This window comes from Trichocoleus sp. Lan, from assembly GCF_039961855.1.
Lineage (GTDB): Bacteria > Cyanobacteriota > Cyanobacteriia > Cyanobacteriales > FACHB-T130 > FACHB-T130.
Genome location: NZ_JAMPKA010000031.1, coordinates 45,441 through 72,421, shown reverse-complemented (window position 1 = coordinate 72,421; position 26,981 = coordinate 45,441). Strand labels below are relative to the sequence as shown.

Below are 26,981 nucleotides of genomic sequence, written 5' to 3'. Positions count from 1 at the left end.
GCAAGGGGGCATGGCGGCGGGAGTTGTCTCTTTCATTTATCACACCATAACGTGAAATGGTTGCCATGCCTGTATTATACCTTTTTAGAGTCTTGTTTTTCGTTTAAGCACCGTTATTTGGGTAGGTTATATTAAGGCTCTGACGTTTGTAGGGCATGGTAATGCCATATTCTTATAAATTTATTGCACCAGCTCAAAAATTTCCATAGAATATTCCGCTGATTAATTTCACATTTTTGGATGATTTTAGGGTTACTTCTAATATCGTCTATAATTTGAATAAAAAAATCGAAATTATCAGAAACTTTGTTGGGATTAAGCCTGCTGATAGCAGTTTTAGTTCTTATTGGTAGTTAATGTGTTTTATCAGCACAAGCGTGTTATCTAAACCAAAGCCTCAACATAAAAGATTTTATTAATTCCGGGACGAAGAATGTGAAATTGTGAAGGACAGCAAATAATTTATTGTTTGTCAGCGATAAAGCGAAATAAAAAGAGCGATCGCCCTTTTTATTTCGCTCTTTCCCTCAATATCTCTGCTATGGCTTAATCAAACGCCTAGTTTGTGTTGCATGGCGATAGTTAGACATCAGTTTTTCTCGCTGTTGATATGGATAATACATGATAGCAGCTAAGGATAAACTGGTTCCTAGTAAGGATAAAAACAGAAAGAAATTGAAGAAGCCGATATTGAATCCTGTCCCTAAGCTCATGCCGAAACCTGTTATTAAAAGTGCGCTGCCAATGGCAATCTTTTCAGGAAATCCCCTTTCTTTATAATTTTTAATGACTGCCCCATTTAGGAAGCCAATTACTAGACCTGCCAAGGTTCCCAAGGCAGTAATCGCCGCCGGTAAGAACCCTGATGACAACAAAACAACTAACATTGTCACAGTGGTCAACCAAGCTGCAATCTTTATGCCTAGCACAGTTCTGATGCCAACTGCTGCCAGTAGAGTTCCGGCGCTAAACCAAGCCAAAAATACCGCGATTACTCCAACTTCAAAAATTGCTACAGATGTCCAAGAGGTAAATTTGAATAGAATTGCTACCATCCAAGTGATCGCACCTGTCCAAAATCCAGTCATTGCTAAAGCAATTCCTAATAGCAAAGCCATTGAAATATAAGGCGGCTTTGGAGTTTCAAGCAGAGTTGTGCGAACTGTAATCGTGAGCGGGTAAGTTTCTGGGGAAGAATTGGTGTGTAATAAAATCTGACGGCTGTAGGTTTTATCTGCCATCAACTTATTCGTATTCACGGTGATTTTGCAATCAGCATGATTACTCTTAAATGTGGCGGGTTCAAAGGAAATCCAAGCATGAGAATTGGAATAGCGCGGATCGCTGTGGTGGGGGGCTACTTCCCAAGTCCCTTTTAGCAAAGTGTCCGGAACGGAATTATTAACCCTAACGGTTTGAGTTAATTTTTCGCCTAGTTGTGTTGTTTTAAATTCCAAAGCCAGTTGGCTAAATTTAACTTCCGGTAAGCGATTAACATAAATCGGCTTGAGAGCTTCCAAAGCAGCCGTAGCATTGGGGAAACGGTCTTTTGCTTTGGGTTCGACCATTTTTGAGAGCCAGTCCACAAAGCGCAGACTCAGCTTGGGAAGCAGCGACTTGAAATTAAGGCGACCATCTTCATCAAATAAGGTGTCAATTGCCGTTGATTTTGTCCCAGTTAATAAGCAAATGAGTGTTGCGCCTAAACCATATAAATCTGTCGCTTCGTTTAGCTGGCGGTTGTATATCTGTTCGGGTGCCATAAACCCAAATGTCCCAGCGGCGACGCTGCTCATTGCCATTTCCCCACTGCCAATTCGAGCTAAGCCAAAATCCACCAAATAAACATTTAGTTGTTCGTCTACGAGGATATTTTCAGGTTTAACATCCCGATGAATTACAGATGGAATGCGATTTTGTAAATAAACAAGAATCTCTAGGACAGAAACAGCAATTTTCTGGATGTCATCCGGGTCAAAACTGCGCGGAGAGGATAAAGGCAGGGCGTCTTTATGCTCCTGCACCATACAAAAGCCAGATGGGGTTTCAAAAGAATCGAGATAACGGGGAATTCCCGGATGATCGAGTCCTCGCAAGACTTGAATCTCGCGCTCGTAAGCTTTAAAACCCGACCATTCAGACCCAACTTGGGCAAATAGAAATCGCTTCAGGATGACTGACTGTTCTGTGACGTTATCCTTTGCCAGATAAGTGATGCGACCCCCGGCGCGATTGCGCCCAAGTTCTCGAAGGGTCTGATAGCGGGGACGGGGACTCGAAGTGTGTGAGGAGTTGCTCATGACAGCAAACAATGCAGGTAGATGGCGTCTATTCTAGGCGATCGCTTTCCTTTCGTTTTTTCCCTTCGCGCCCTATAACAAAGAGAGCGCAACGCTTACCTAAGTGCGTGTTCGGGGTTAAACCTCGACCAATGCTAACTCCTCTTCTTCAACCTCTTGCCATGTGGAATTCGCCAGTCGTTCAATTGCCCGATCGATTGTCTCCAAACCCTGCTCAAGATTTTCGATTGTGGCTAAATGTCCGCGCAACTCAGCAGCACCAGCAAAACCTTTGGCATACCAAGTCATGTGCTTCCTGGCTTGCCGAATCCCGCGATCGCCTTTATATTCCCACAAAGCTTGCAAATGTTCTTTGGCACATTCCAACCGTTGTATCGGCGTTGGCGGCGTCTTTTCTTGCCCAGTTTTCAAGAAATAGTCAATTTCTCCCACTAAAAAGGGATAACCCAGAGTTCCCCGCGAACACATCACCCCATCCGCGCCGGTTTGTTCCAAACACTTCACCGCCGCCTCCACGGAAAACATATCGCCATTGGCAATCACTGGAATCGACAGAATTTCCTTCACTTTACCAATCCACTCCCACTTAGCAGGGCCAGTGTAACCTTGGGAACGGGTGCGACCGTGTACCGTAATCATTTGCGCCCCCGCATCTTCCATGCGCTTGGCAAAGTCCAGAATATTAATTTCCTTATCTGTCCAACCGATGCGCGTTTTCACCGTCACCGGCACATTCACCGCCTTTACGACCGCTCGGACAATTGCCTCAGCGACTTCTGGCTGCCGCAACAACGAAGAACCGCCACCATTTTTGGTAATTTTGTTGACCGGGCATCCCATGTTGATATCAACTGTATCAGCGCCCTCTTTCACAGCCATTACAGCCGCTTCTGCCAAGAAATCGGGGCGACAGTCAAACAACTGAATGCTAATCGGTCTTTCGTTCGGATCTACCTCCATAATCTTGGGGAGTTCCTTCACGTAATGGAGTCCCGTCGCGTTCACCATCTCGGTGTACATCATCGAGTCAGGTGCATGGCGACGCACCAAGCGACGAAACACCATATCGGTAACGCCAGAGAGGGGCGATTGTAAAACCCGGCTTTTGACTTCAAAAGAGCCAATTTTCAGAGGTGTCGAGAGTCGGGATTGCAGAGTAGGAGAAAGAGTAACCATAGGTTCTATCGCGGTCAACCGGGCTTTTTCATTTTACGAGCGATCGCTGTTGAACCATTTGAGCTTCATGGCGATCACCCCTATCTTTATTGTGAATCGCGATCGCTTACGATAAGGGCACCTGAGCGCCACTGGCATCTGAAGTTGCTTCCTCATCCCATCGGTTGCCGAGTGCTGCTAAGCGATCGCGGTACTCGATGCGGCTTACCCAATCTTCGGGCCATGCTGCCATCCCTAAATAGGCTCCGGCGAAAGCACCCGTAAGGCAGGCAATAGAGTCTGAATCGCCTGCGGTGAGTGCCGCACGCCGGAGCGCCGCTACTGGCTCTTCAGGAAACAGTAGAAAGCACAGTAGACCTGTGGCAAAGGCTTCTTCTGCGATCCATCCTTCCCCCGTTGCTAAACAGGGGTCTGCATCCCGGTTCGGTTCTGCCAAGGCGGCATCCAGACGATCAAGGATGGACAAACATTCATCCCAGCCACGACTGATAAATTCCTCTGGTGTATTGATAGAGGGACGTTGCCAGAGCAACCCCAGCCAGTTGGCATGGTAGATCGAGCGTTGCTCCTCAGCATAGGCGCGAAGTCGAGAAGGTAGCCCTTTGGGATCGCCACCCGCTACCAGGTCAGCGATCGCTCTAGCAGTTAAATCTGAGGCGGCAAGAGCGGTGGGGTGCCCGTGGGTCAAAGCTGCCTGGAACTGAGCGATCGCAGCGCGGGTCGTTTCGTTCAAATTCTTGACGAGTCCCACGGGTGCCACCCGCATATTGGCTCCACAACCCTTTGAGTTTGCTACCGTTGCCTGCTGCCACGGCAGGTCATCTGCCAAGTTAGCGCAAGCATTTAGACAAGTATTGCCCGGTGCCCGGTTATTGTCAGGACTGTCCCACCAGTCGATGAAGGCGCGGCGCAGAGGCGGCTCTAAGTTGTCAGCGATAAAAGGCGGTGTTACTTCCAGGAGTGCCTCTCCAACCGCTAAAGTCATCTGCGTGTCATCTGTAACCCGAGCTGGGTTGCCCATTGGTTGCTGCGGCCCTTGGGGTGGGAAGCGGCGCAGGATCTCGTCAACATTGAGAAACTCAGTTACAGCACCGAGCGCGTCACCAAAAGCTAAACCAAACAGGCATCCAGAAGCACGGCGCATAGCTAGTACAACTCTTCTTTTTTAGAAATTCCGAACGATGGCTCGAAAATCGCATCCTTTGTAATACATATAATACAAGTTTTTAGAAGGAACCAATCGTGCATGATTTAGGCGGTGTTGGTGGAGAGTTCAACGAGGTAATCGCGATCGCCTTGACCTCCTCTAGACGGCAAATACACCTATTTAATTACGGCTTGCCCCCATACCTAAAGCCCCTGATTTCCTTACAGTAGACACAGTGAAAGCAATCAGCAGATGTTAAGTGATTGAGCCAAAGGGGATGCCTCCTGAAGGTTAACCGTCCTTCCTCAGGTTCGGAAAACCCCACAACACCAAAGTGGCTAATCCCGCACACTATATAGATCGGTACGCACGCACCAATGGTTATTAAATCTGGAAAGAGCTGCTGATTTAACCCGGTTGGTTCAATTTGTAGTTCCGTATCCGCCCTCAAAAGTTTTTGTAGTTATTAGGAAGCCGAAATACCCCTATGGCAAAAGTAGTTGGAATTGACTTAGGTACGACAAACTCCTGCGTAGCAGTGATGGAAGGTGGTAAACCCACTGTAATCGCTAACGCAGAAGGTTTTCGGACAACCCCCTCTGTCGTAGCATTTGCCAAGAATGGCGATCGCTTAGTGGGTCAAATCGCCAAGCGTCAATCGGTGATGAACCCCGAAAACACCTTCTATTCGGTGAAGCGTTTTATCGGACGCAAGTTTGAAGAAATCACCCACGAAGCCACCGAAGTTTCTTACAAAGTGCTGCGCGACAGCAACGGCAACGTTAAGCTAGACTGCCCCGCTCAGAGCAAGCAGTTTGCACCAGAAGAAATTTCTGCCCAAGTGCTTCGCAAGCTGGTGGATGATGCCAGCAAGTACCTTGGAGAGACCGTTACCCAAGCTGTAATCACCGTTCCCGCTTACTTCAACGACTCCCAGCGCCAAGCTACCAAAGATGCTGGTAAGATTGCCGGGATTGATGTAATGCGGATTATCAACGAGCCGACCGCCGCTTCCTTGGCGTACGGACTCGAAAGAAAGGCCAACGAAACCATTCTGGTATTTGACCTGGGTGGCGGTACCTTCGACGTATCCATCCTGGAAATGGGCGATGGCGTGTTTGAAGTGTTAGCGACCTCTGGTGACACTCACCTGGGTGGTGACGACTTCGACAAGAAAATCGTTGACTACTTAGCCGAAGAATTCAGAAAATCTGAAGGCATTGACCTCCGTAAAGACCGTCAAGCCCTCCAGCGCCTGACTGAAGCCGCTGAAAAAGCCAAGATTGAGTTATCTAGCGTTACCCAAGCGGAAATCAACCTGCCATTTATCACCGCTACCCAGGATGGTCCAAAGCACCTGGATATGACCCTGACTCGCGCTCAGTTTGAAGGACTCTGTGCTGACTTGATCGATCGCTGCCGCATTCCTGTAGAGAACGCCCTGCGCGACGCCAAGCAAGACAAGAGTGCAATTAATGAAGTCGTGCTGGTCGGTGGTTCTACCCGGATTCCTGCCGTACAAGAACTGGTGAAGCGGGTTTTGGGCAAAGAACCCAATCAAACCGTCAACCCGGATGAAGTGGTAGCTATCGGTGCCGCAATTCAAGCCGGTGTCCTCACAGGTGAAGCTGGAACTGAAGGACTGTTGCTACTCGACGTTACCCCGCTGTCTTTGGGTGTGGAAACCCTTGGCGGCGTGATGACCAAGATTATCCCCCGCAACACCACGATTCCTACCAAGAAGTCTGAGGTTTTCTCTACTGCTGTAGATAATCAGACCAACGTAGAAATCAAGATTCTGCAAGGCGAACGGGAGATGGCGGCAAACAACAAAGAGTTGGGGATCTTCCGTCTGGATGGGATTCCTCTGGCTCCTCGTGGAATGCCACAAATTGAAGTTACCTTCGATATTGATGCCAACGGTATCCTGAACGTCACAGCTAAGGATCGCGGTACTGGTAAAGAGCAATCAATCAGCATCACGGGTGCTTCCACCCTGCCCCAAAACGAAGTGGAGCGGATGGTTAAGGAAGCCGAACAAAATGCCTCCACTGACCGGGAGCGTCGTGAGAAGATTGACCGCAAGAACCAAGCTGACTCCCTCGTTTACCAAGCTGAGAAGCAAATGGCTGACTTGGGTGACAAAGTTCCCGCTGCTGACAAGAGCAAGGTCGATGGATTGGTCAAAGACCTGCGCGATGCGATCGCTAAAGAAGACGATGATCGCATCAAGACGCTTACCACAGAGCTACAGCAGGCTCTCTACACCATCGGCACGAACATCTATCAACAAGCAGGCGGCGCAGGTGCAGCTCCTGGCGATGGCACCGGCACCCCTGGTGGTGGTGGTGGTTCCAGTCAGTCCACTGGTACTGGGGATGATGTAATTGATGCTGATTTTACGGAAAGCAAGTAATTAGCTAAGTGCTAAGTGCTAATCGCTAATTGCTAATAAGGGTTGATGAATTGCTTTTGGGCGCTCATCAGCCCTTTTTTAATGCAAAACTACGCACAATTACTTTCTTCCTTGCCCCAAAATGACCCGCTCCCTAGAAGCGTGTCTAGTCTAAGGTTCGGGTTTCCTTCCTCAACCTAGCTCCCTACTGCTTTGCGTACCTTTGCGCCAACCTCAGCGTACCTTTGCGTTAAAAACAGAAATTATTGATGCTACTCCACAGGGAAGGCACCAGGTTGTACTTGGACAGTTTCAGTCCGACCGCTACGGTTGACCTCTACTTCTAATCTGGAGCCGACGCTACTCGCTTCTACCCGTTCTTGCACTTGATCGGCACTTGCGACCGCTTGACCGCCAACTTTCTGGATCACATCTCCTGCACGCAAGCCAGCGCGTTCTGCGGGTGAGTTTTTGACCACCCGAACGATGACAACGCCTTTATCCTGCGTAACTTTGAAGCCCGCCTCATTGTCTTTGTTAATGTCGTCTTTTAGTTCCGGCGTCAGCGTTACCATTTGAATTCCCATGTAGGGATGCTCGACGCGACCTTTGCTAAATAGCTGATTGGCGACTCGTTCGGCGGTTTCAATCGGGATGGCAAAACCGAGTCCCTGAGCATTCGCGCGAATGGCTGTATTAATCCCAATCACTTCACCCCTGGCATTTAGCAAGGGACCTCCGGAATTACCGGGGTTGATAGCGGCATCGGTTTGGATAAATCTGACTCGCTTATCCGGGACACCTACCTGCGAACTGGAGCGACCCGTCGCGCTGACGATACCCACCGTCACCGTGTTATCTAGACCAAGGGGATTGCCAATTGCGATCGCCCACTGTCCCGGTATTAAGTTATTCGAGTCTCCCAAGCGTACCGTCGGCAACTTTGTCGCATCAATTTTGACAACTGCCACATCCGTAACCGGATCGGCTCCCACAACTTGACCCTCCATCGTCCGACCATCTTTGAGCGTCACCTTGACCTTATCTGACCCCGCGACAACGTGGGCATTTGTCATTAAGCGACCATCAGCACTGAGAATGAAGCCAGATCCGGTACCTCGTTCCACCCGTTCTTCCGGAACCGGCGTTTCGTTCCCAAAAAATCGTCGGAAAAACGGGCTTCTGAAAGTATCTGGAATGTCCTGCGATACGGTACGAGCCGCATCAATTCGCACGACAGCAGGGCCAACTTTTTCGGCTGCTTCGGCAATAAAATTCAGGTTCTCTTGGGGAGCGCGATTCTGGGGCGGGGAGATTTGCTGTAGCGCGGCTGGAATCGCTGATGGGATTCTGCCTTCGACACTGGGGTTGTCTGCTGCGAAATGGCGACTGGCATATATTCCTGCACCACCGCCGATAGCCAGCAAAGCTAGATAAGTGGTCAGCTGTTTGACAAGTAAACTCATGGTCTTTGGGCTGAAGGACAGCAATACAGGTAATAATTCCACTCTAATCAAAAAATGCTGTGGATGAGCAGCATTTGGGTAGAGTTTTAACTGGGTTTCAAGATATTGGGGTGCCCAAGAGGAGGCACAAACAGCGCATCAGAGTGCATACGCGATCGCTTGGTCTGTCAAGTTGGCGTTACCACTACTCAAGGATAAAGCCAACACTGGACACACCCGATTCCCTGGGCTAAGACAGTGTAAACACTGTCCGTACATCTACTTACCTTGTCAGCCATGCAACTCCAGAAAATCAGCCTTGCCGGGGTGCAAAGCCTTGTACCCTTACTGATTACTTTTGTGGCGACTGTCTTAACCCCTTTCCCAGGGAAGACGGCTGAAATTTTCCCTGGCTCTCAGATGTTGGCACAAACTCCAGAGGCTCCAGCGACCGTCAATCCGCTCAATATCGAACAAATTCGACAAGTTGCTAAGGAACACAACGCCACACTGGTTGAATACTCAATTAATTACGAGACGTTCCCCGTTCAAGGAAAAGAACAAACCCAGGAATCAGAACTGCTGATTTGGGTGGTTCAACCCACAGGTGAAATTACCTTACGACGGGTTGACCTGAGACCGTTGTGGCAGAAGCAAAATACTTCTCTCTCAGCGTTGGTGAGTAGTAGTCGTGCGGCGATGGGGTTCGGGAATGCTGCAAATAAGAGTGGCATCGTCGTGACGACAAAACAGGACAATCGCCTAAGTAAACAGTTACAGCAACTTCATCAGCTGCTCGTTGAGCCGATTGCCGAATTGTTGCCAAAAGCTCCGAACGCTCGTGTCGCCTTTATCCCGCAAAAATCTCTGTTTCTGCTTCCCTTCGTAGCGCTGCAAGATAAACAAGGCAAATACCTGATCGAGCGACACGCAATTTTTACCGCTCCCTCAATTCAGGCGCTGGATTTACTTTACAAGCATCGACAGCGAATCCAAGGGATTGCCAAGGATGTGCTGGTGGTGGGGAATCCGACGATGCCCCGCGTTCCTCCCAAGATAGGACAAAAGCCGGTATTGCTACAGCCACTGCCAGGTGCAGAACAGGAAGCAAACGCGATCGCGAATCTCTTCAATACCCAAGCGCTTATCGGCGACGCAGCAACTGAGACCGCGATTGTGCAGAAAATGCCCCAAGCGCGAATTATTCATCTCGCAACGACTGGGTTAATCGATGAGGAGGAGGCATTGAGAAATGCGATCGCTTTGGCTCCCTCTAATACCGATGATGGGTTGCTGACAGCAGAAGAAATCCTGAATTTGAAGCTAAACGCTGAGTTAGTTGTCCTGAGCGCCTGTGATGCGGGTTTGGGTCGCATTACCGAAGATGGCGTGATTGGGCTAACGCGCTCTTTTATGGCAGCGGGAGTTCCCAGCGTCATTGCCCCCTTAGGGTCTATGCCGGATGAGCAAACTGCCTTCCTGATGACCGAGTTTTATAAAAATCTTCAATCGAATCCCGATAAAGCTGCTGCACTGCGAAGCGCCATGCTTGCAACGATGAAACAGCACCCCGACCCCATAAACTGGGCAGCGTTCATCCTCATCGGCGAACCGTAGAGACAGCGCCTCTGTATCTATCTTCATCCCAGCTATTTGACAACTCAGTTCATCTACCTAGCCAGCTATGCATTCTCGTAGAATCAGCCTAATCGCCTTCATCACCCTTGTTGGTATCGTCTCGACGCCTTTGGCTGCCAATTTTCCAGCACTAAGAGCGTCACGGGTGTTAGCTCAAACCCAAACTGACCGGAAAGCGGAAGCCGACCGACTTCTAGACCAAGGGGTTCAGCAGCATCAGACCAGTCAATTTGAGGCAGCATTACAGTCTTGGCAACAGGCACTGACTATCTATCGAGAAATTAAAGACCGCCAAGGTGAGGGAAACGCTCTGGGAAATTTGGGAGTAGCTTACCGTAACCTGGGGGACTATGCCAAGGCGATTGAGTACGCCCAGCAGCGGTTGGCGATCGCACGGGAGATTAAAGACCGCAAGGGTGAAAGGCAGGCTCTGGGAACTCTGGGAGTAGCTTACAATTCCCTGGGGGACTTTCCACGGGCGATTGAGTACCAACAGCAGAGTTTGGCGATCGCACAGAAGATTAAACACCGCCAAGGTGAGGGAGCAGCTCTGGGAACTCTGGGACTTGCTTACGATTCCCTGGGGGACTTTCCACGGGCGATTGAGTACCAACAGCAGAGTTTGGCAATCGCACGGGAGATTAAAGACCACCAAGGTGAGGGAGTAGCTCTGGGAAATCTGGGAGGAGCTTACCGTAACCTGGGGGACTTTCCACGGGCGATTGAGTACCAACAGCAGAGTTTGGCGATCGCACGGAAGATTAAAGACCGCCAAGGTGAGGGGACAGCTCTGGGAAATCTGGGAGGAACTTACTATTCCCTAGGGGATTATGCCAAGGCGATTAATTACTCCCAGCAGCATTTGGCGATCGCACAGAAGATTAAACACCGCCAAGGTGAGGGAGCAGCTCTGGGAACTCTGGGACTTGCTTACGATTCCCTGGGGGACTTTCCACGGGCGATTGAGTACCAACAGCAGCAGTTGGCGATCGCACGGGAGATTAAAGACCGCCAAGGTGAGGGAGCAGCTCTGGGCAATCTGGGAGTTGCTTACCGTTTCCTGGGGGACTTTCCACGGGCGATTGAGTACGCCCAGCAGCGGTTGGCGATCGCGCGGGAGATTAAACACCGCCAAGGTGAGGGGCAGGCTCTGAACAATCTAGGACTTGCTCTCTACAAATCTGGCAATCTCGCCGCAGCAGAGACAACCTTAATTGATAGCATTAAAGTCTGGGAATCTCTCCGAGAAAGAGTAGGCAGCGACGATGCCAATAAAGTTTCAATTTTCGAGGAACAAGCTCGCACCTACCGCACTTTGCAACAAGTCCTCATTGCTCAGAATAAGACCAATGCAGCGCTGGAAATTGCCGAGCGAGGTCGGGCACGGGCGTTTGTGGAGTTGCTGTCGAGGCGATTATCCCCGAACTCTTTAGAGACGTTACCTGCAAAGTATCTACAGCCGACGATTTCACAGATTCAACAAATTGCCAAAACTCAAAATGCCACCCTCGTTCAATATTCGATTATTTACGATGAGTTCAAAGTTCAAGGTAAACAACAAACCAAACAATCAGAACTTTATATTTGGATTATCAAACCTACAGGTGAAGTAGCATTTCGTCGCAGCGACCTCAAACCCTTGTGGCAAAAAGAGAATTCTTCTCTACAAAACCTTGTTACCAACACCCGTCAATTAATGGGCGTAAGGGGACGTGGTGGCATTGAAGTAGCGCTAATAGAGGCAGAAAGCCCAACCAAACGGTTACAGCAGCTGCATCAACTGCTAATAGAACCCATCGCTAAAGAGCTGCCAACCGATCCGAATGCTCGTGTAATTTTTATCCCTCAAACAGAACTATTCCTAGTTCCCTTCCCAGCTCTCCAAGACGCTTCTGGCAAATACTTGATTGAAAAACATACTATTCTCACTGCTCCCTCAATTCAAGTGCTGGATTTAACCCATCAGCAGGGACAACGTGTAAAGACGCAATCAATCGCATCTCTACAAGAGGCGTTGGTAGTGGGTAATCCGATTATGCCCAAGGTGGTGCTGAAGCCTGGAGAATTAGCCCAGCAGTTATCTAATTTGCCGTGGGCGGAACAGGAGGCGAAGGATATTGCTAAACTACTCAAAACTCAAGCAATTACAGGTAGCCAAGCCACCAAAGTAGCGATCGCGCAAGCATTGCCTAAAGCGCGAATCATTCATCTAGCCACTCATGGTTTACTGGATGATTACCGGGGATTGGGAAGTGCGATCGCTCTCGCTCCATCTAACCAGAATGATGGGTTGCTCACTGCTGAAGAAATCCTCAATCTAAAATTGAATGCTGAATTAGTGGTTCTCAGTGCTTGCGACACCGGACGAGGACGCATTACGGGCGATGGTGTTATTGGTTTATCCCGTTCTTTAATTTCCGCTGGTGTGCCTAGCGTGGTGGTCTCTCTATGGCAAGTCCCGGATAACTCCACTGCTTTTTTGATGACGGAGTTTTATAAAAATCTTCAGCAAAAGGCTGATAAAGCTACGGCATTGCGAAATGCGATGCTGACAACCATGAAACAGCAACAATATTCAGATCCCGTGCAGTGGGCAGCATTTACTTTGATTGGCGAAGCTGAATAAGGCAATATTCATCTGAGCGCTTGACAAAGATTTGTTAGAGAATTTATTTCTAACTAATGACAAAATTTTTTCTACAACGATTAGGAAAAATAAGTGAAATCGAATCTAGTTAATTATTTTTTTGATGATTGGTCAGTAATGGATAATTGTTTTTTTATCCTTCCACCTATTCTTTATTAACCATTACCAACCTGACAAATAAAATAAGTTTCCACCCAAAGTTGACGCTAGAACTTAGGCATAGCGGTCAGTGCGATCTCGCTGACTCCCCAAGCTTCAAAAAACTGGCGATAGAGAACTTTACTGGCTGAGGTTAAGTCGCCATCCGGCTCGATGATTCCTCCTTGGAGGATTTTTCCCCCATCTGTGCGGAAATCCAACCTCAGATCGCCATTTTCATCTTGTTGAATGATAAAATTTCCGTTTGCCAAAACTTGACCAGCACGACTTAAAATAGCGCAGCGCATCGTTAACGACTTCCGATATAAATAGAACACAGTTAACCATGTCACTAATCTGTGCCGTCGTCAACATAGCTCGTTGAACACAGGATTTCAGTAATCTCAGCCTTTCATCCTGCACCACTTGAGGAAACATTGATGATGTCTCACATCAAGCGCCGTCAGTTTTTGCAATTTGCCGGATCGACGCTGGCAACTTTGGGTTTAAGCCATCTGGATGTGATGCGAAAGGGCGATCGCTATGGCAAAGTCCTCGCTCAAAGCACACCCCGCAAACTGGCGCTGCTGGTGGGAATTAATGCTTATCAAAATAGTAGCGATCGCTTAGCGGGTTGTATTACCGATGTGGAAATGCAGCAACATCTCCTGATTCACCGCTTTGGCTTCAACAAGAAGGATGTCCATATCCTGACAGATGCCCAAGCCACTCGTGAAGGTATCTTGGGTGCATTTGACGAATATCTGATTGGGCAAGCGAAGCCGGGAGATGTTGTGGTGTTTCACTTCTCCGGGCACGGTTCGCGGGTAGATGACAGCCCAGAGTGCGATGAAGTGGTCTTAAAACTGAGCGAAAGTTGTTTAAACAGTACCATCGTCCCAGCCGATAACTCCCTACCTTTGGTTGCCCGTCGCCGTGGGGGTATTGCATCCGATATCACAGGACACACGCTGTTTTTGCTGGCGTCAGCGGTAAAAACAGAAAACCTGACAATGGTTTTGGATAGTTGTCATGCTGGGGGCGGGAAACGGGGGAATTTGAACGTCAGGGCGCTGGATGGTGGCGTGCAAGTTAAAGTCAGCCCAGTGGAGAAAGAATATCAGCGGCAATTGCTATCGCGGGTAAATTTATCCCCGGATGAGTATATTCAGGCACGCAGGGCAGGAGTTGCCAAAGGGATCGTCATTGCTGCCGCCGATCGCAAGCAACTGGCGGCGGATCAGCGCTTCAACGGCTTTGCGGCGGGGGCATTTACTTATGTGATGACGCAGTATCTTTGGCAGCAAACCGGGGATGAACCCGTGGCGAGTGCGATCGCAAATATTGCCCGTACTACTAACCAGATTTCTTCTACGGGTCAAATTCCAGAATATGAAGCTAAGCAAAAAAGCAATGAAGAGGAACCCGCTTACTTCCTAAACCAACAGACTCTCCCAGCGGAAGCGGTAATCACCAAAGTTGAGGGAGATGGGGTGCAGTTGTGGTTGGGAGGTGTCAATTCCCAAAGCATCCCTGCCTTCGATCGAGGTGCGATTTTGACAGTGATAGACGCTCAAGGCAAGGAGCAGGGATTGGTACAGTTGGAAGCGAACTCGCGCAAAGGATTAACGGCGCGGGGCAAACTCCTAAATGCAGGAAGGGGCGGGGTTTCCTCGCCCCCGCAACTGGGAACATTGCTGCAAGAGCGAATGCGCGGGATTCCCAGCGATATGACGTTACCGATTGGTCTAGATCCATCGCTGGGTAACGACACAGCCAAGGCAGAACAAGCGCTTAAGGCAATTGTGCGCCTCAAAGTCTTGCCTGTACAACAGGAAGAATATGTCGCCTACCTCTTAGGACGAATTACCCAGGAGAATCGTCAATTTCAGCAAAATGGAGAGACTCCTAATTTAACCTCTGTGCCCGATATGGCCAGTGTCGGCTTATTCACTCCAGCACTAGAACAAATTCCTGGCTCTTTTGGTGCATCTGGTGAATCGATAGAAGCGGCTATCGCCCGTCTCACCCCGAAATTTAAGTCACTGCTAGCAGCTCACATTGCCAAGATGATACTCAATCCCGATTCCTCTCGGCTGAATGTGGTGGCTTCTATGAAAAGAGCAGAGGGCGAGACATTTGCAACTACTTTCCCGGTTCGCGGCGCACAAAACAGCAGCAATTCTTCAACTCAAAACTCAAACCTCAACCGCGAGCGATCGGGTCCCGACAACTTAAAACTCCCCTTGGGAACGCCGCTTCAGTTTGTGGTGACGAACCAAGAAAATCGGGATCTTCACGTATCCGTTTTAGTAATCGATCCTGAAGGAGAAATGACGATCGTTTTTCCGAATACCTGGACGGTAGAAGAGAGTGCGACTCTGGTAAAAGCCGGAGAAACGCGACAAATCCCGCAACCGGGAAAAGATAAGTTCAGATTTAAAGTCGCAAAACCCGTCGGCATGGTAGAGGTTCTGATAATCGCCAGTGCCACTCCTCTTAAGCAAGCGCTCAAGACATTACAGGAAGTGGCGAGGGTGCGAGGACAGGCACCAGGGTTGCCAATGAGGCTGGGTGAGGAACCAACCAAGTTAATCGACGGTTTGCTAGAAGACTTTAACCGAGGCGCAGGAAATAGTCGTGGTGGTGAGAAGGCAGAGGTTCGGGGGCTGGGGCTAATTAATCGTGTCGATACTCAAGAGTTGGCGGCGATGTCAATTACCTTTGAGTCGGTAGAAACATAAGCAATTATCGCCATTCCAGGATGGGGTGCGATACATCTGTAGGGGCACGGCAATCAAAAAGCCCCTACCGTTAGAAGCGCAATATATTCCAGCCAACTGAGAAATGGTATAGATGAATCTATGGTAGATATCCCGTGCAATGGTATTCAGATACCCAACTTACGGCTGAACAGATGTCGAATGGTGAACGGGTAACAACACTTTGAAAGTAGAACCCTGACCAAGTTTACTGGTGACAGAAATAGAGCCAGCGCAACGTAGGAGAAGTTGCTGCACAATGGTTAAACCTAATCCAGCACCGAAAACTTCTTCGCCCGGTGCTAGGCGTCCGCGATAAAAGCGGTCAAAAATCTTGGGCAATTCGTTCGGGGCAATGCCGATGCCGGTATCGCGAAATTCCAACTGTACGTATTCGCCTTGTTGCTTGGTGCGTACCACCACCTGACCGCCAGTGGGAGTGAATTTAATGCTGTTGTGTAGCAGATTGATAATAATTTGTCGCAGCCATGCCTCTAAGCAGGAGACAGCCGGAAGGTTAGGACTGACCGTGTAGCCTAGCTGGATGCCTTTTTCTTGCGCGATCGCTTGATAGGTGCTGACAACTCCAGGCACGATATCTGCCAACTGCACCGGAAGCAAAGTTGTTGGGGTAGTTGCCCGATCTAGCTGTACTAGCTCCATTAAACCGCTAATCAAAGAAACCTGGCGATCGCACTGTGTATGCAGCAAATGCAGGTAGCGCTGGCGCTGCGAGGGTTTGAGTTGTGGGGACTCTAGCAGCGTCAGTGCGGTTTTCATGTTGGTTAGCGGCGTCCGCAGTTCCAACAGCGCATTGCTTAGTAGTTCATCTTTAAAGCGCACTTCATCCAGCAAAGCTTGATTTTGCCGCTGGAGTTCGGCGATTTCCGTTGTTGATGCATGATTGGCGGCAGCACCCCGCCCGATTTCCTCTTGCTGCTGGACTTGTTTTACCAGTAACTGAGTCAGGATGGATGCGATCGCTCGATTCTGTACTAAATCGGGTGATTGCGGTAAGGTAAATAGCTTGTCCCAGTTGCTGAGGAGAGTCTCTTCAGTGGGCGCGATCGCGGGTCGGATTCCCTGCAAAACCTCCTGAATCACTGGCTTGTCAAAAGCGCAAATTGTCAGCAGCGGTCGTCCTCGCTTGTCCTCCGTGCCTGCTGTAGCCATTTGCTTTTGCAAAGCCAAAACGCTTTCGCTAACGCCTGACTGTGCCCCGTAAGGATTGCCTAGGGCGCTCTTATTCCGGTACTGAGAAGCGAGAAACTCTTTTGAGTCTATATTTTTGATTTGATCCAAATCCTTTGAAGTTGTCTGGGCAGATGGCTTAGCGCTGCGGGGTCGATGAGCCAAAATTAAGCCGCAAAAGCGTTCGGATAGCACTAACAAAAAATATTCTCTGGAAATTGCGTTTTCCGGCTTCAGTTGAACTGGAATAATCTGCGAAGCGGTAGGGGAGAGCTTTGGCGATCCGGTGAGTGCATAAGGGGAATTTTCAAATTCTTCCTGGCTTTGGCTCTCTCCTGCTTCTACTCTCTCCTGCTCTCGTCCCTCTTTGCCGTTACAGACATAAATGGTATGCCCAACCTGCCCCCGCTCCTGATATTGTTCTATCTGCGCCTGCCAGCCTTCTCCAGGCGGTAGCTTTACCCAGAGTTTGGCTGGCAGTTGTTGGTCAATCAGTACGTCCATCAGCGCCCACAGCAAGGACTTGAGCGTAGTTGCACTCACGGCAAGCGGCTGAGGCGCTGACTCTACACGCAGAGCCAATTGGTAAAGGGATGCATCCATAAGATTTTAAGATTTTAGAGGTTGCTTTTGGATGAAAAGGTGACTTGTTAAATGCACTGATGTCTCAACAAATGGGTGAAAATCAACTTGGATGATTTTGAAGACTTTTGACTGGAAACTTCTTTGTAGCTACTTTTAGCGCAGCGGTGCGGATCGCAGATTGGGAGAAACCAGAGATAGTTTCATCTTGATTTCTACCCATCTAGCGAGTGTCTCTTTAATCCTTTCCCAGCCATCAATCTCCATTTCAAGAGACAACAAGTTAGATTGAATTGCGCCTAGTTACAAGTTAACCGCTCCACTCTAAAATCTAAAATCCATAATTGCTTTAACCAGGCATCCGCTTTAATAGGGCATCGCGTGCTTGTTCTCGATCGTCAAAGTGGATTTTTTCCGTTCCTAAGATTTGGTAGTCTTCATGACCTTTACCCGCGATGAGGACGCCATCACCCGGTTGGGCTTCTAAAATGGCGGTATGAATGGCAGTCGCGCGATCGCTAATCACCACCACTGGTTGAGCCGAGGTTGGTATCCCGGCGACAATATCTTGCAAAATCCGTTCTGGATCTTCCGTCCGCGGGTTGTCGGAGGTAACAACGGCTTTGTCTGCCAACTGCGCGGCAATTTGACCCATTTTCGGGCGTTTAGTGCGATCGCGATCGCCTCCACAACCGAAGACGCAGATCATCTTACCGGGAATAAACGGACGCGCCGCTTTTAGCAAATTCTCCAAACTGTCCGGCGTGTGAGCATAATCGACAATAACGCTAATCTCTTGCTGGGAACCGATTTGCACTCGTTCCATCCGTCCCGGCACTCCCGAAAATTGGGGTAGCGCCCCCGCAATTAACTCCAAATCTACTCCCAGATGCAACACTGCTCCCACAGCGGCAAGTAAATTTTCCAGATTGTACTGCCCGACCAGGGGCGAACGGAAAGCCACGTCCCCTTTGGGGGTATGCATGACCCCGCTGACTCCCGTTGGCTCATAACTCAGGTCGCTCATCCACAAATCGGCGGTTGTATCGTTGACGCTGTAGCGCCATACTTGGTCTGGATTTAACCGTTCGATCAATCGCTGTCCATAAGAATCATCTGAATTAATTACCGCCCGCCCTTTGAGATATTCAGGGCTAAACAGCAACGCTTTTGCATTGAAGTAATCTTCCATGTCGTGGTGGAAGTCTAGATGATCCTGGGTGAGATTGGTAAACACCGCAACTGAAAACGGACAACCTAAAATCCGACCTTGCGCCAAAGCATGGGAACTTACTTCCATCACACCCATCTGAGATCCGGCTGCGATCGCTTCTGCCAGTTGTTTTTGCAGTTCGACCGCAAAAGGCGTCGTGTGGGCAGCGGTTTGTGTAAAGCCAGCCCAACGGGCATACAGCGTCCCAAATAAAGCCGCCGGTAACTGGCTCCGAGTCAGGAAAAATTCGATTAAATGAGTCGTTGTCGTTTTGCCATTCGTGCCAGTGACGCCAATCAGTTTTAGCTGTTGCGCTGGGTAGCCATAAAAGGCAGCAGCAACTTGGGCGCAAGCTTGAGTCATGTCTGCAACTGGAATCACGCAGGCATCTTCCCCTTTGGGAGGATGTTTTTGGGCAGCTTGAGAAGAAACCAGGGCGGCGACTGCACCGGATGCGATCGCGCCTTCCCAGAACTCCCCTCCATCCACTCGCGTTCCGGGCATCCCGATAAACAAATCTCCCGGTTGACAAGCATGAGAATTTGTCGTTAATCCTTTAACTTCCAAGTCCAGAGCAGTCTGACTAGAGGGTTGCTCAATATGGGGAATGGTTGCTAATAACTCTCGCAATTTCATCTTTAGTAACTCCTCACAATCGTCACGAGTCATTAATCGTTAGTCATGAGTCATCGAATCGTTAGCAGGCGGACGCTCGACTCAGGACTATTCGCGCTTATTCTTTATCTTTTACAAGCAAATATTTCTGTAACATTTGCTCCAACTGCTGCACCGTAGCGCGGGGTGAAGGACGGGGCAACGGTTCTTCTACTCGATCTGTACGCTGCGATCGAACCCTAAACAGGACAGGAATTTCATATTGATAGGCTTGAAACCAATCTTCGCGGGTAGTGATATCCCGGATTTCCAGTTCAATGGGGGGGTTTGAAACTTGTTCGAGTTTTTCTTGTAACCCCTCGCACAAGTGACAACCCGGCTTGCTGTACAGAATTAACCGCACTCAATCTCTCCAAAAAACTTTTATAGGGCGATGATAGCTCCTAGTGCAGTTTGGCAGAAATCAATTGCCGGTTCAACAATTAGAAGTTATCTCATCTTTTCTTCAAAGCGGACACCCATCCCAAAAAAAAGCAGCAGAATCATTCTGTGACTGGCTACGCTTTGCCTCTACAATCCTTCCTCTCGATAGCAGGATGTTGGCGAGGGAATGTAGGCGGGGTGATTCTTGTCCGCGCCCATGTCTGCGCCAGTAGAATGCCATGCAATTCTTTACACGATGTTCATTTATAGCCCTGTTCTCCGATCGGGTTAGGTGCTTATAAGAGGTAAAATAATTTGTAATAAAGAATTCAGAAATTCACTAGAAACGTACCATGAGCGATAGCACCACAGCTCCCGTTAGCATCTCCTCGTTTAATCTGGATGAGCTTAACCAAAAATTTGACAAAGCTCATCCCAGAGAGATCCTGGCTTGGTGTGTTACAAATATCCCCACGGGACTGGTGCAAACCAGCGCCTTTAATGTGGATGATTTGGTAATTACGGATCTTTTATACCGCGATCTCAAACCAGCAACGCCAGTGCCAGTCTTGTTTCTGGACACGCTGTATCACTTTCCTCAAACCCTGGAGTTAGTTGCTAAAGCGCAGGCACTTTACAATTTAAACCTCCAAACTTACAAAATTCCCGATCTTGACTCTCGCGAAGCCTTTGCAGCTAAATACGGCGAAGCGCTGTGGGATAAGGACATCACCCAATTCCACCACCTGACCAAAATTGAACCATTGCAACGGGGTCTAGCAGAACTCAGCACCGTTGCCTGGATTACCGGACGCCGCCGCGACCAAGCCGTGACTCGTGCGGATATGCCAGTCTTGGAACTAGATTCACAGCAACGGCTAAAAGTGAATCCTCTGGCCAACTGGACACGCAAGGACAGCTGGGCTTATGTGGCTGAGCATGGCATGATTTACAATCCTCTGCACGATCAGGGATATGCCAGCATCGGCGACGAACCCATCACGACACCCGTTGCTGAGGGTGAAGACGAACGCGCAGGTCGCTGGCGCGGCATGGGTAAAACCGAATGTGGAATTCACATTTAGAATGTCTAATGGGTAATAGGTAATGGGTAATGGGTAATGGCAAGAAGATTACCCATTACCCATGACCAATCACCAATTACCAATTAGCAAAATGATTAAAATCCTCCACCTATCCGATATTCACATGGGGAGTGGCTTCTCCCACGGACGGGTCAATCCGGAAACCGGAGTAAACACACGCCTTGAGGATTTTGTCAATACTTTATCGAAGTGTATTGACCGAGCGATCGGGCAAAGCTCAGATGGAGAGAATGCCGAACCCGTCGATTTAGTCTTGTTCGGTGGAGATGCTTTTCCCGATGCAACGCCGCCGCCATATGTACAGGAAGCGTTTGCTAGTCAGTTTCGGCGCTTAGTCGATGCCCAGATCCCAACGGTGTTGCTCGTGGGGAATCACGACCAGCATTCTCAGGGGCAGGGAGGCGCAAGTTTATGTATTTATCGGACATTAGGAGTGCCGGGGTTTATTGTCGGCGATCGCATCGTCACCCACCGCATCGAAACCCGCAGCGGTCCCGTCCAAATCATTACCCTCCCTTGGCTCACCCGTTCCGCCCTGCTGACGCGCCCAGAAACCGAAGATTTGTCTCTAGCCGAAGTCAACGAGTTATTAATTAAGCGTCTTGAGCCTTGCCTGGAAGGAGAAATCCGGCGTCTAGATCCAGAAGTGCCAACCGTTCTTTTAGCTCACCTGATGGCAGACCGAGCTAACTTAGGTGCAGAGCGCTTCCTAGCAGTCGGCAAAGGGTTTACCATCCCCATCTCGATGCTGACGCGACCTTGCTTTGACTACGTCGCGTTGGGGCACGTCCACCGACATCAGAATCTCAACAAGTCGAACCAGCCTCCAGTTATCTACCCAGGCAGTATTGAGCGAGTCGATTTCAGCGAAGAAAAAGAAGACAAAGGCTATGTGATGATTCAACTGGAACGAGGCAACGCCCAATGGGAATTTTGTCCTCTTCCCGTGCGCCCCTTCCGAACTATCGAAGTGGATGTCTCTGATGCATCTGAGCCGCAAGCCGCTTTAATCAAAGCGATAGGCAAAAAAGATATCAAAGATGCTGTCGTGCGGCTAATCTACAAACTGCGTTCCGAGCAGATAGATTTGATTGATAATAATGCCCTGCACGCTAGCTTAAGTGACGCCCACACCTACACAATTCAGGCGGAATTAGTCAGTCAGCTAGCGCGTCCTCGCTTGCCCGAACTCGGTTCTAGTGCCAGCACCGATCCTGTGGAAGCGCTGAAAACTTACTTAGCCAATCGGGAAGACCTTAAGGATATTGCCGCCTTGATGCTGGAAGAAGCCCAGAAGTTACTGGCACATGAGGAAGAGGCGTGGTTCAACGCTTCTGACATTGAGGAAGCATCAGCGATAGGAACGAATCAACCGAGTCAGCAATCTGTGGCAACGACAGATTCCCAGCTGCGTTTACTGTAAAAGTCTTGCTTGAATTTGTGCTAAATCTGCAAGGATTCAGTATTACTTAGTATGCGCGTATTTTTCATACTAAGTATTGTTCAGTATACGTATAATTACATAAACTAAAAAGCAGGTTTGAGCGTATCAGCAAAAAGCAAAAAACTCTGAAAAAGTTTAAAATTTAGATAAATAGATTACAGAATTTGAGTAAATGAGCTTTCGGGAACAGACTTCTCAGCAAGTCACAACGCAGCCTTTAATGTCTAAATTTTTACCAGCAGTTTTAGTCGCAGCTGCTTTTAGCGTTGGTGCAGCGGCACACATCCAACCAGCTTTGGCGGGAACTTGTGCGGCAAAGTGCCCCCCAGCCCCGATTCAGTTCGTACCGGGACAACGCATCACCTATGAGGTGGTAAACCTGACATCGAGTTTGGTTCAGATGCAAAAGGTGGTGGGTACCGATCCGATTCCCCTCAATCCCGGACAAGTCGTGTCTTTCACGAGGGGAGGGGGTACAGACCCGAATCTATCACTTTTGCTGTGGGATGCGACGGGTTTGCCCCTGGGAGTGAGACTTGCTAAACCAAATCCTAGAACTTTACGAATCGAAGTCCGTCCTGGTGGGCGTCCTCCAGGCGATCGCACAATTTATTTAAGAGATGACGGTCGGGTTGCTGTTTATTAAAAGCGATCGCATATCCCTATAGACCCAGTCATTTAACGAATTAAAACTGATAGGATGGGCTGAGCCAGACTGCTGGAAATACGACGCCTGTGCAAGATCGTCCTCATTCAGAATCATCCCCTCGTCCTGCCCGATTGCCCAATCATCGATGGCAAATATTTCCAGTACGAGACGAACTAGCCCAACAGTTAGCTAAAACGACGGGTCTTTCACCACTGTTGAGTCAGGTACTGATTAACCGAGGCATTGAGACGCCAGAAGAGGCACAAGCATTCCTAGATCCAGAATCTCAGGTTTTGCCCTCACCGTTGGAAGAATTTCCCGACTTGGCAATTAGTGTGGAGTTGTTGAAAGAAGCGATCGCATCCCAGCACAAAATTGCGATCTGCGGAGACTATGATGCGGATGGGATGACTAGCACTGCGCTTTTACTCCGGGCACTGCGGTGGTTAGGGGCACAGGTGGATTATGCGATTCCCAGCCGCATGAGTGAAGGCTACGGGATTAATCGCCGCATTGTCGAAGAATTTCACCGGGAAGGCGTTTGGCTGATTTTAACGGTAGATAACGGCATTTCTGCGTTTGAGCCAATCGATCGGGCACGGCAGCTGGGTGTCAAAGTTATTGTCACCGATCATCACGATATTCCCGAAAACTTGCCTCCAGCGGATGCCATTCTCAATCCCAAGCTGATTCGAGAATCTTCCCCTTATCGCGGGGTGGCGGGCGTCGGCGTCGCTTATATCTTGGCTGTCACCCTCGCCCAACAGCTGGGGCAAACGAAGGGATTGGTGAAGCCGCTATTAGAACTCTTTACCCTCGGAACCATTGCCGATTTAGCACCGTTAACCGGGGTAAACCGCCGCTGGGTGAAGCGGGGTTTGCAACAATTACCGAATTCTCAACTAGCGGGAGTTCAGGCGCTGATTCAGATAGCGGGAGTACCTCAAGGCACAGAGAACAGCGAAGCGGAAATTCCAAAATCTAAAATCCCAAATCCGCAATCTTTAAAGCCAGAGGATATTGGGTTTCGCCTGGGGCCAAGAATTAACGCCGTGGGACGGATTGCCGACCCGCAGACTGTGATTGAATTGCTGATAACTGATGATATGGGAATCGCACTGGAACGGGCGATGCAGTGCGAACAAATTAACAAACACCGACAGCAACTCTGTGAAGAGATTGAACGGGATGCCGTTACTTGGTGTGAAGAAACCCAGATTATTGGAATCCCGAAGAAAAATTTAGATTCTGCCAGTGAGGTTTTACCTCAAATTCCAGATAAGTCGATTGACTTCCAGCAAGAACGGGTGTTAGTTCTGGTTCAACCGGGATGGCATCATGGCGTGATTGGAATTGTTGCCTCGCGCTTGGTGGAACGCTACGGCGTGCCGGTGTTTATCGGAACTTATGAGGATGACCATCACGTCCGGGGTTCGGCGCGGGGAATTCCTGAATTTCACGTATTTGAAGCTTTGCAGTTTTGCGAGGATTTGCTGGGGAAATTTGGCGGACACAAGGCGGCGGGGGGTTTTTCGATGCCAGCCGAAAATCTCCCCGCATTGCGATCGCGTCTTAGCCTTTTTGCTCATCAGTGTCTGGAACCCCAGCACCTAAAGCCGCTGCTCAAGATTGACGTTCAGGCTAACCTCGACGATATTAATCTTGATCTGTACCAACAGATTGATGCCCTCCACCCGTGCGGGATTGAAAACGCCGATCCCGTTTTCTGGACGCCGAATGTCCGCGTGGTTGAGCAAAAAATTGTTGGGAAAGGTCACGTCAAATTGAAATTGCAAGAAGCGGGGGATAACGGGCATCAGGTTCGGAAAATCGATGCGATCGCTTGGCGATGGGGCAATTATTACCCTTTACCGTCGCGGGTTGATATCGCCTACAAACTGCGACAAAATACCTGGAATGGCAACACCACAATACAACTGGAGTTAGTAGGTCTGCGACGTTCCACGGGGGAACCTCATCAATTGTCCTTCTCCCCAGGATTGAAAGCTGAGTTTCACTACAACCAGCGTCGCTATACCTGTAGCCTTTCTGAGTCTTTAAAAGAGTTAAAAATTAGAAATCCCGAAGGCAAGGTTCTGGCGATTCAGCAAGGACACCGAATGGGTTTACTCGGAATCACGCGGGAAAATGCCAAAGAGGTTGATGTGACGAAACCTCCGTTTTATCCATTGATTAAAGCGGCAATGCAAGCGCTGGATCTACCGGGGAAAAATACCTAAGTTTTCTGAGAAAGCGAGATAAGATTTTTTAAGGCAAAGTAACGCAAAGGGATTTGCCAAGTTACGCAAAGCTATCTGCTCATCCTTCGCGTAGACTCTGCGCTATCCTTTGCGGTACTTTGCGTTGAAAATACGATTTTGTGTCAAAATGCCAGTATTTTAGAGGTCGCCGCCTCGAAATGCCAGCACGAAGATAACTGCTGGGCCAGCAAGCATAATTACCGCCACAAAGCCTAGCTGAGCAATGACTTCCCAGTTGATGCTGCTCAAACCGCTGAACAAGTCGCTGAAAATCTCCATTTGTCCTGCCTTTCTACGGGTATTTACAATGTGTTGATTTGAATAGCTAATTGGCAAATTTTGCCATCTAATCTTACCCAGCGATCGCGTCTTTTATTTAAAGAACTTTACAAAAGTATAAACAATGACAAAAAACCCTCAGAAAGTCGTTTCTTGCCGCTGGTAAGGAAAAACCTCTCTCCAAGGCGCGATTTATCGCGTCTAAACTGAAGAGACGAGAACTTTTTGAAAGATGGTTTGGAACAATGCCGACTTGGCGATGTGTTAAGCAATGTGGAGCCTGCTGTCATCTCGATCCAGCAGATCGCCCTGACTTAGATCAATATCTCATGCCAGAGGAGTTACAGCTATATCTGAGCATGGTCGGCGAAGGGGGATGGTGTGTGAATTTCGATCGGGAGACGCGAGAATGTCAGATTTATCTAGATCGTCCTCGCTTTTGTCGGGTGCAGGCAGATGTTTTTGAGGAATTGTACGGTATTGAGCCAGAGGAACTCAATGACTTTGCGGTTGAGTGTTGCCGCGAACAGATTGAAGGCGTTTATGGCGATCGCTCTTTAGAAATGATCCGATTTAACCAGGAAGTTGGCTTTTGAGACAGATTAGGAACTTAAATCTTCTGCAAGCAACTAAAGGTTGATATTTGCACCATCTTCTGAGAAAATGAAAAGAATATGAAAATTAGCTAGCGTTGAGCCTAACTCAATAGTGAAACTTTCTGCACTGCCTCCTAGCCTGCCTGCCTTAGAGCGTCCTAGCGCCCAGGTACCTGCCGTTGAACCAGCGCCTTCACCCTCTTCAAAGATTAGCCATTCTAAATCTCAAAAGCCAAAAGTGAAGCTTTTCCAGCGGGTGCCTTGGACAGTCTTCAGCTCAACGTTCTTGACGATCTTTCTGGCAGAAATGGGAGATAAAACTCAGGTGGCAACGCTGCTGATGAGTGCAGAATCTCAGTCGCCGTGGTTGGTGTTTGCAGGTGCGGCGATGGCACTCATTGCCACAAGCTTAGTGGGTGTATTGTTGGGACGCTGGCTGGCAACCAGGCTGTCTCCTAAAACCTTGGACATGGCAGCAGGAGCGTGTTTGCTCTTTGTTTCTGTGATGCTGCTGTGGGATGTCGTGCATTTTTAAGTTGCAAGGTTGGCACGTTGTGAAGTTCAACCTGTCAGTGATTCAAAAGCTTCAACCTTTAACCCTTCCAACCTTCAACTATGGATTGGCATCTTCTCGGAATTAGTTTCATTACGGTATTTTTAGCGGAGATTGGAGATAAGAGCCAATTGGCAGCGATCGCGCTCAGTGGCAGTTCTAAATCTCCCCGCGCCGTGTTTCTCGGAACGATCGCTGCACTGCTGCTGGCTAGCTTCCTGGGAGTCATTGCTGGGGAAGGCGTGGCGGTGCTGTTACCTGCGCGGTTACTCAAAGCGATCGCAGCGATTGGGTTTGCCTTAATTGCCGTCCGCTTGTTGTGGCCCGATACCGATGTGCCAGAAGATTTAGAAGAGACACCGTAAAGATCGGGTTTGGGCTTTGAGTTCTTAGATTGGGAAGAAAAATTCCAGCCAGAAAA

21 protein-coding genes are annotated in these 26,981 nt (G+C 49.0%); 12 read left to right on the top strand and 9 right to left on the bottom strand.

The genetic code is table 11. The features are described 5' to 3' along the window. Positions 1–539: 539 nt before the first annotated feature. The 3 genes from NDA03_RS22920 to NDA03_RS22910 all read right to left on the bottom strand — a co-directional run bounded on the left by NDA03_RS22920 (position 540) and on the right by NDA03_RS22910 (position 4,620). A complete protein-coding gene (locus NDA03_RS22920; protein WP_348239247.1) occupies positions 540–2,300 on the bottom strand; it encodes a serine/threonine-protein kinase in 1,761 nt (586 codons plus the stop codon). 117 nt (positions 2,301–2,417) lie between these two features. Further along, positions 2,418–3,476: a tRNA dihydrouridine synthase DusB gene (gene dusB / locus NDA03_RS22915; protein WP_348239246.1), complete on the bottom strand. Its 1,059-nt coding sequence runs from the start codon at positions 3,474–3,476 to the stop codon at positions 2,418–2,420. Between the two features lie 106 nt (positions 3,477–3,582). Continuing rightward, a complete protein-coding gene (locus tag NDA03_RS22910) occupies positions 3,583–4,620 on the bottom strand; it encodes an ADP-ribosylglycohydrolase family protein (protein ID WP_348239245.1) in 1,038 nt (345 codons plus the stop codon). A gap of 98 nt (positions 4,621–4,718) precedes the next feature. On the opposite strand from NDA03_RS22910, the gene NDA03_RS22905 reads away from it, so the two are divergent. Beyond that, positions 4,719–4,853 carry a hypothetical protein gene (locus NDA03_RS22905; RefSeq protein ID WP_348239244.1) on the top strand — a complete coding sequence of 45 codons (135 nt, stop codon included), beginning with the start codon at positions 4,719–4,721 and terminating at the stop codon, positions 4,851–4,853. 257 nt (positions 4,854–5,110) lie between these two features. Then, the gene (dnaK, locus tag NDA03_RS22900; protein WP_348239243.1) at positions 5,111–7,039 is read left to right on the top strand and encodes a molecular chaperone DnaK; all 1,929 of its coding nucleotides are present in this window, start codon (positions 5,111–5,113) and stop codon (positions 7,037–7,039) included. A 251-nt stretch (positions 7,040–7,290) separates the two neighbouring features. Here dnaK and NDA03_RS22895 read toward each other — a convergent pair whose 3' ends face one another. Then, positions 7,291–8,484 (bottom strand): HhoA/HhoB/HtrA family serine endopeptidase, encoded by a 1,194-nt coding sequence (locus tag NDA03_RS22895; RefSeq protein WP_190414777.1) that lies wholly within the window; start codon positions 8,482–8,484, stop codon positions 7,291–7,293. 276 nt (positions 8,485–8,760) lie between these two features. Here NDA03_RS22895 and NDA03_RS22890 point away from each other — a divergent pair, with 276 nt between their 5' ends. Together NDA03_RS22890 and NDA03_RS22885 are read left to right on the top strand one after the other, a co-directional pair. Continuing rightward, positions 8,761–10,080: a CHAT domain-containing protein gene (locus tag NDA03_RS22890; RefSeq protein WP_348239242.1), complete on the top strand. Its 1,320-nt coding sequence runs from the start codon at positions 8,761–8,763 to the stop codon at positions 10,078–10,080. 67 nt (positions 10,081–10,147) lie between these two features. Next, positions 10,148–12,727 carry a CHAT domain-containing protein gene (locus NDA03_RS22885; protein ID WP_348239241.1) on the top strand — a complete coding sequence of 860 codons (2,580 nt, stop codon included), beginning with the start codon at positions 10,148–10,150 and terminating at the stop codon, positions 12,725–12,727. 227 nt (positions 12,728–12,954) lie between these two features. Here NDA03_RS22885 and NDA03_RS22880 read toward each other — a convergent pair whose 3' ends face one another. Beyond that, complete coding sequence (locus NDA03_RS22880) at positions 12,955–13,194, bottom strand: hypothetical protein (protein ID WP_190429476.1); 240 nt, start codon at positions 13,192–13,194, stop codon at positions 12,955–12,957. A gap of 132 nt (positions 13,195–13,326) precedes the next feature. Between NDA03_RS22880 and NDA03_RS22875 the strand changes: the two genes are divergently transcribed. Then, a complete protein-coding gene (locus NDA03_RS22875; RefSeq protein WP_348239240.1) occupies positions 13,327–15,630 on the top strand; it encodes a caspase family protein in 2,304 nt (767 codons plus the stop codon). A gap of 159 nt (positions 15,631–15,789) precedes the next feature. Here NDA03_RS22875 and NDA03_RS22870 read toward each other — a convergent pair whose 3' ends face one another. From NDA03_RS22870 to NDA03_RS22860, 3 genes are all read right to left on the bottom strand, one after another. Further along, entirely contained in the window at positions 15,790–17,442 is a 1,653-nt protein-coding gene (locus tag NDA03_RS22870) for a DICT sensory domain-containing protein (protein ID WP_348239239.1), read from the bottom strand. A gap of 328 nt (positions 17,443–17,770) precedes the next feature. Further along, on the bottom strand, positions 17,771–19,270 hold the full coding sequence (locus NDA03_RS22865) for a UDP-N-acetylmuramoyl-L-alanyl-D-glutamate--2,6-diaminopimelate ligase (RefSeq protein WP_348239250.1): 1,500 nt from the start codon (positions 19,268–19,270) through the stop codon (positions 17,771–17,773). A gap of 97 nt (positions 19,271–19,367) precedes the next feature. Beyond that, complete coding sequence (locus NDA03_RS22860) at positions 19,368–19,652, bottom strand: glutaredoxin family protein (protein ID WP_190675178.1); 285 nt, start codon at positions 19,650–19,652, stop codon at positions 19,368–19,370. A gap of 373 nt (positions 19,653–20,025) precedes the next feature. On the opposite strand from NDA03_RS22860, the gene cysH reads away from it, so the two are divergent. The 4 genes from cysH (at position 20,026) to recJ (ending at position 25,111) form a co-directional block, all read left to right on the top strand. Further along, positions 20,026–20,757 (top strand): phosphoadenosine phosphosulfate reductase, encoded by a 732-nt coding sequence (gene cysH, locus NDA03_RS22855; RefSeq protein ID WP_190414784.1) that lies wholly within the window; start codon positions 20,026–20,028, stop codon positions 20,755–20,757. Positions 20,758–20,848: 91 nt separating this feature from the next. Continuing rightward, positions 20,849–22,201 (top strand): exonuclease subunit SbcD, encoded by a 1,353-nt coding sequence (gene sbcD / locus NDA03_RS22850; RefSeq protein WP_190530125.1) that lies wholly within the window; start codon positions 20,849–20,851, stop codon positions 22,199–22,201. Between the two features lie 193 nt (positions 22,202–22,394). Then, complete coding sequence (locus NDA03_RS22845; protein WP_242031510.1) at positions 22,395–22,868, top strand: hypothetical protein; 474 nt, start codon at positions 22,395–22,397, stop codon at positions 22,866–22,868. Positions 22,869–22,957: 89 nt separating this feature from the next. Next, the gene (gene recJ, locus NDA03_RS22840) at positions 22,958–25,111 is read left to right on the top strand and encodes a single-stranded-DNA-specific exonuclease RecJ (RefSeq protein WP_348239238.1); all 2,154 of its coding nucleotides are present in this window, start codon (positions 22,958–22,960) and stop codon (positions 25,109–25,111) included. Positions 25,112–25,270: 159 nt separating this feature from the next. On the opposite strand, the gene NDA03_RS22835 is transcribed toward recJ, so the two are convergent. After that, positions 25,271–25,393, bottom strand: coding sequence for a photosystem II reaction center protein Ycf12 (locus NDA03_RS22835; protein ID WP_190414819.1), 123 nt, complete (start codon positions 25,391–25,393; stop codon positions 25,271–25,273). A 263-nt stretch (positions 25,394–25,656) separates the two neighbouring features. Between NDA03_RS22835 and NDA03_RS22830 the strand changes: the two genes are divergently transcribed. The 3 genes from NDA03_RS22830 (at position 25,657) to NDA03_RS22820 (ending at position 26,925) form a co-directional block, all read left to right on the top strand. Next, entirely contained in the window at positions 25,657–26,007 is a 351-nt protein-coding gene (locus tag NDA03_RS22830; protein WP_190429480.1) for a YkgJ family cysteine cluster protein, read from the top strand. A 208-nt stretch (positions 26,008–26,215) separates the two neighbouring features. Beyond that, complete coding sequence (locus tag NDA03_RS22825; RefSeq protein WP_347342591.1) at positions 26,216–26,542, top strand: TMEM165/GDT1 family protein; 327 nt, start codon at positions 26,216–26,218, stop codon at positions 26,540–26,542. 80 nt (positions 26,543–26,622) lie between these two features. After that, on the top strand, positions 26,623–26,925 hold the full coding sequence (locus NDA03_RS22820; RefSeq protein WP_190414788.1) for a TMEM165/GDT1 family protein: 303 nt from the start codon (positions 26,623–26,625) through the stop codon (positions 26,923–26,925). Positions 26,926–26,981: the final 56 nt, after the last annotated feature.